Here is a 3,365-nt window from a genome sequence, read left to right as displayed (position 1 = left end):
AAGGGCATGTGGGCCAAGACTGAGCTGATGGCTGACATGCTGGCGCAGAAGATTGGCCAGCCGAAGGAGGGTGCCTCCACCGCGTGGGTTCCGTCCCCGACGGGTGCAACGCTGCACGCAACCCACTACCACGAGGTGGATGTCTTCGAGATGCAGGACAAGCTGCGTACCGAGGGCCGCCGTGAGACCCTGGGCGACATTCTGACTATCCCGGTGGCGGAGTCTGCTGATTGGTCTGCTGAGGAGATCGCCGAGGAAATTGATAACAACTCCCAGTCCATCCTGGGTTATGTGGTTCGCTGGGTGGAGCAGGGTGTGGGTTGCTCTAAGATTCCGGATATCCACGACATCGATCTGATGGAGGATCGCGCTACTTGCCGTATTAACTCGCAGCACTTGGCTAACTGGTTGAAGCACGGTGTGGTGACTGAGGAGCAGGTTTTGGAGTCTTTGCAGCGTATGGCTGCGAAGGTGGATGAGCAGAACGCTGGTGATGCGAACTACCGGAACATGGCGCCGAACTTTGATGAGTCTGTGGCTTTCCAGGCTGCGAAGGATTTGGTGTTTAAGGGGCTGGAGCAGCCGGCTGGTTACACTGAGCCGATTCTGCACGCTCGTCGTTTGGAGTTCAAGGCTAAAAACGGCATCGCCTAATTAGCTACATCTAGGGGTGCTCGTTCTCGCACTCCCTGCAAGTTAGATCCCGTCTCTGAGGCTGTTAACGGAGCCTTGGGGCGGGGTCTTTCTCTTTGACTGGTGCAGAGTAGGTGCTGGTTAAGAGCCCGGGTTACTTGTTATGAGAGTAGCGACGGGCTTTAGCCCGATTGCCACAGTCCTTCATCGAGCACCACTGCCTCCGCAGGCCGTTAGAGCGATCCTCGAAGAGAATTCCACAACGCTCGTGGCCGCATATCTTCAATCGCTGCCGGTCATTAGTTCCGAAAAGTGCAACTGCATCGGCAGCGACAAAACCTAATGCCTGATCCAGCTCAAGATTCTTCGCCAGTGCTTTCCTAAGGTCCGACTCTTCACTGTGAAGCAGATGCGGAGAGAAAGACTGAGTATCCAACTGAAGTAAAGGTCGCCTAGTGGACCATTCGTTGAGTACTTCGATTGTGGAGCTTAACTCGAATGAGGAGAGTGTATTCATGCCGAGGCTATGCTCTGCCAAAAGTAAAACTGCCTCGCGAAGCGCCGTAACGCTTTCCTGATTAATCGGCATTGGAGTTTCCACAAGCTCAGGAAGTTCGCGGGCCCATGACGTTGCCCGGCGAGCTTGGTTAAGCCAGCTGGCGAAGTCAGAACGATCGTGGAGAAGGTCGACCGTAGGATGCAGCGGATCTTTACGGCGCCGAAGGGTATTCGCAAAGTCAAGAGCAGGCCGCTCACCATAAAACACAAAAGAAAGCTGGCGAAGCTGGTTTGTGGATGAAGCATTCATAAATCTACTGTACCTCTTGAACTAACCCCCTGAGGGGGTTAGTGTTGGAGTATGACACGTCGCACATTTCCTCTGGCTTTGTATGCGTTTCCGTTGGTGGCTGGATTCATGCTGCCGAACCTCGCGACCCCGCTGATGGAACTGTGGCGTGCGGATATTGGCTTCTCTGCGGGGACACTGACGCTCATCTTCATCATGTACCTTGGAGGGCTCGCGCCAGCCTTCTTGTTGGCGCCGGGGCTCAGTGATAGTTGGGGAAGGAAGCGTACGCAGCAAGTGGCTGTGGTGCTCGGTATTGTTTCGTGTCTCTTTTACGTCTTAGCGGACAGTATTCCAATACTTCTACTGGCTCGGATCCTTACCGGCCTGTGCTCAGGAGCTCTCTTGGTGCTAGGGCCATCGGCTGTGCAAAGTATGGCTAGTGAGGATGAATCCTCTAAAGCTACGCTCACGGCTACGTTAGGTATCGCAATAGGGCTGGCAGGCGGACCCTTGTTTGCAGGCGTGGTTGCGCAGTTAGTTCCATGGCCGACTAAGACGGTTTTCGTTCTTATGGCTCTCCTTCTCGCAATGTCGCTGGTAGTGGTCGGAACAGAGCCGGAGACGGAGCGTAAGCCCACGCGAGACCTGTTGCCTCACAAGGGGTTGAGGAAGAGAGACAAGCGCGTTGTTATTGCTGGTCTCGGCGCTTTTGGCCCGGGAATGACAGCTGCTGGAATAGTTTTGGCGCTGTCTCCAACACTTCTCAACGGAATTAGTGAAACAAGCGGGCCCCTGGGTGCTGGCCTGATTGCAGGAGGTATGTATGCGGTTAGCCCGATCGCGCAGAGTCTAGTCCGTCGACTCCACAGCCTTGCGCACATCAGATTCTCTATGGTGCTAATCGCGTTGGCGATGTGCATCTTTGGCGCAGCAATGACGCAACAGAGCTTATGGTTCCTGATTCTAAGCGCGGTACTTATAGGCGCAGGGCAAGGGATTAGTAATTTGGGCAGCTTTGGACTCATCCATCAAGAGGTTGACGAAGATTCGGTGCCTGGAGCAACAGCACTTTTGAGTTTGGGTACGTATGCCGCTGCGAGTGTTGTTCCTCTGGCAGGTGGGTACCTCATTGATCTAACCGGATTGCCGATTGCAAGCCTATGCATGGCTTCAGGAGTGGTTCTAATGGTTGCGGTGGGGTTTGTGTTTGCCCGGCAGAGCTATATTGACCAAACAAGGAGTGCCTAAAAATGAAGATTGGCATTGTAGGGGCAGGAATTGCTGGCCTTGCGCTGGCTAATCTCTTGGATCATGCAAGATACGAAATCCAACTGATTGACAGTGGATTTGCGAAGGATTATCGCGTCTCAGAATTATTTTGGCCGGCCCGTTTGTTTCGAACGGCGCCTGTCAGTGAGGAGATGATTCTGAATTATGTAGCCAACAATATTCTTGGTATGCGCCGATTTTACTAGATAATTTCTCGAGAGGACTATTCTACATTGATTTCTAATTCCGCTATTTCTCAAGGTGCCGAGCGCGTAACTGCCGGAGGCCTTCAGGTTGCCAAGACCCTTTACGACTTCGTGAACACCGAGGTACTTCCTGTCATTGGCAAGGATTCCGCCGAGGAGCAGGAGAAGTTCTGGGATGGCTTCGGCAAGATCGTCGAGGAGTACACCCCGCGCAACCGCGAGCTGCTCAACACTCGCGACGAGTTACAGGAAAAGATGGATGCCTGGTACGCCGACCACAAGGGTGCTCAGGATCCGGAGGAGTACACCGCGTTCCTGAAGGAGATCGGCTACCTGGTCGACGAGCCGGGCGATTTCGAGATTAAGACCCAGAACATTGACCCGGAGGTTGGAACCACCGGCGGTCCGCAGCTGGTTGTGCCGATCCTGAACGCCCGCTTCGCGCTGAACGCGGCGAACGCCCGCTG

General features: G+C 54.2%; 3 protein-coding genes and 2 pseudogenes. 4 read left to right on the top strand and 1 reads right to left on the bottom strand.

The annotated features are described in order from the left end of the window. A pseudogene (locus tag HMPREF2678_RS09785) lies at positions 1-654 on the top strand (malate synthase G); the annotation flags it as partial. Between the two features lie 133 nt (positions 655-787). Here the strand turns inward: HMPREF2678_RS09785 and HMPREF2678_RS09780 are convergent. Next, positions 788-1,441: a CGNR zinc finger domain-containing protein gene (locus HMPREF2678_RS09780; RefSeq protein WP_070552247.1), complete on the bottom strand. Its 654-nt coding sequence runs from the start codon at positions 1,439-1,441 to the stop codon at positions 788-790. Between the two features lie 51 nt (positions 1,442-1,492). Here HMPREF2678_RS09780 and HMPREF2678_RS09775 point away from each other — a divergent pair, with 51 nt between their 5' ends. The 3 genes and pseudogenes from HMPREF2678_RS09775 to HMPREF2678_RS09765 form a co-directional block, all read left to right on the top strand. Further along, positions 1,493-2,671, top strand: a complete 1,179-nt coding sequence (locus tag HMPREF2678_RS09775; protein WP_034977149.1) for an MFS transporter — start codon at positions 1,493-1,495, stop codon at positions 2,669-2,671. Between the two features lie 2 nt (positions 2,672-2,673). Further along, positions 2,674-2,898: an NAD(P)-binding protein gene (locus tag HMPREF2678_RS09770; protein ID WP_034970997.1), complete on the top strand. Its 225-nt coding sequence runs from the start codon at positions 2,674-2,676 to the stop codon at positions 2,896-2,898. Positions 2,899-2,925: 27 nt separating this feature from the next. Next, positions 2,926-3,365 (top strand): annotated as a pseudogene (locus HMPREF2678_RS09765) (malate synthase G); the annotation flags it as partial.

Source organism: Corynebacterium sp. HMSC058E07 (assembly GCF_001809885.1).
Taxonomy (GTDB): domain Bacteria; phylum Actinomycetota; class Actinomycetes; order Mycobacteriales; family Mycobacteriaceae; genus Corynebacterium; species Corynebacterium macclintockiae.
This window is presented reverse-complemented; position numbering and strand designations above follow the sequence as displayed.

Excerpts from the sequence above, each read along its gene's own strand:
- HMPREF2678_RS09780 (WP_070552247.1), bottom strand. The coding sequence starts at position 1,441 with ATGAATGCTTCATCCACAAACCAGCTTCGCCAGCTTTCTTTTGTGTTT.
- HMPREF2678_RS09775 (WP_034977149.1), top strand. The coding sequence starts at position 1,493 with ATGACACGTCGCACATTTCCTCTGGCTTTGTATGCGTTTCCGTTGGTG.
- HMPREF2678_RS09770 (WP_034970997.1), top strand. The coding sequence starts at position 2,674 with ATGAAGATTGGCATTGTAGGGGCAGGAATTGCTGGCCTTGCGCTGGCT.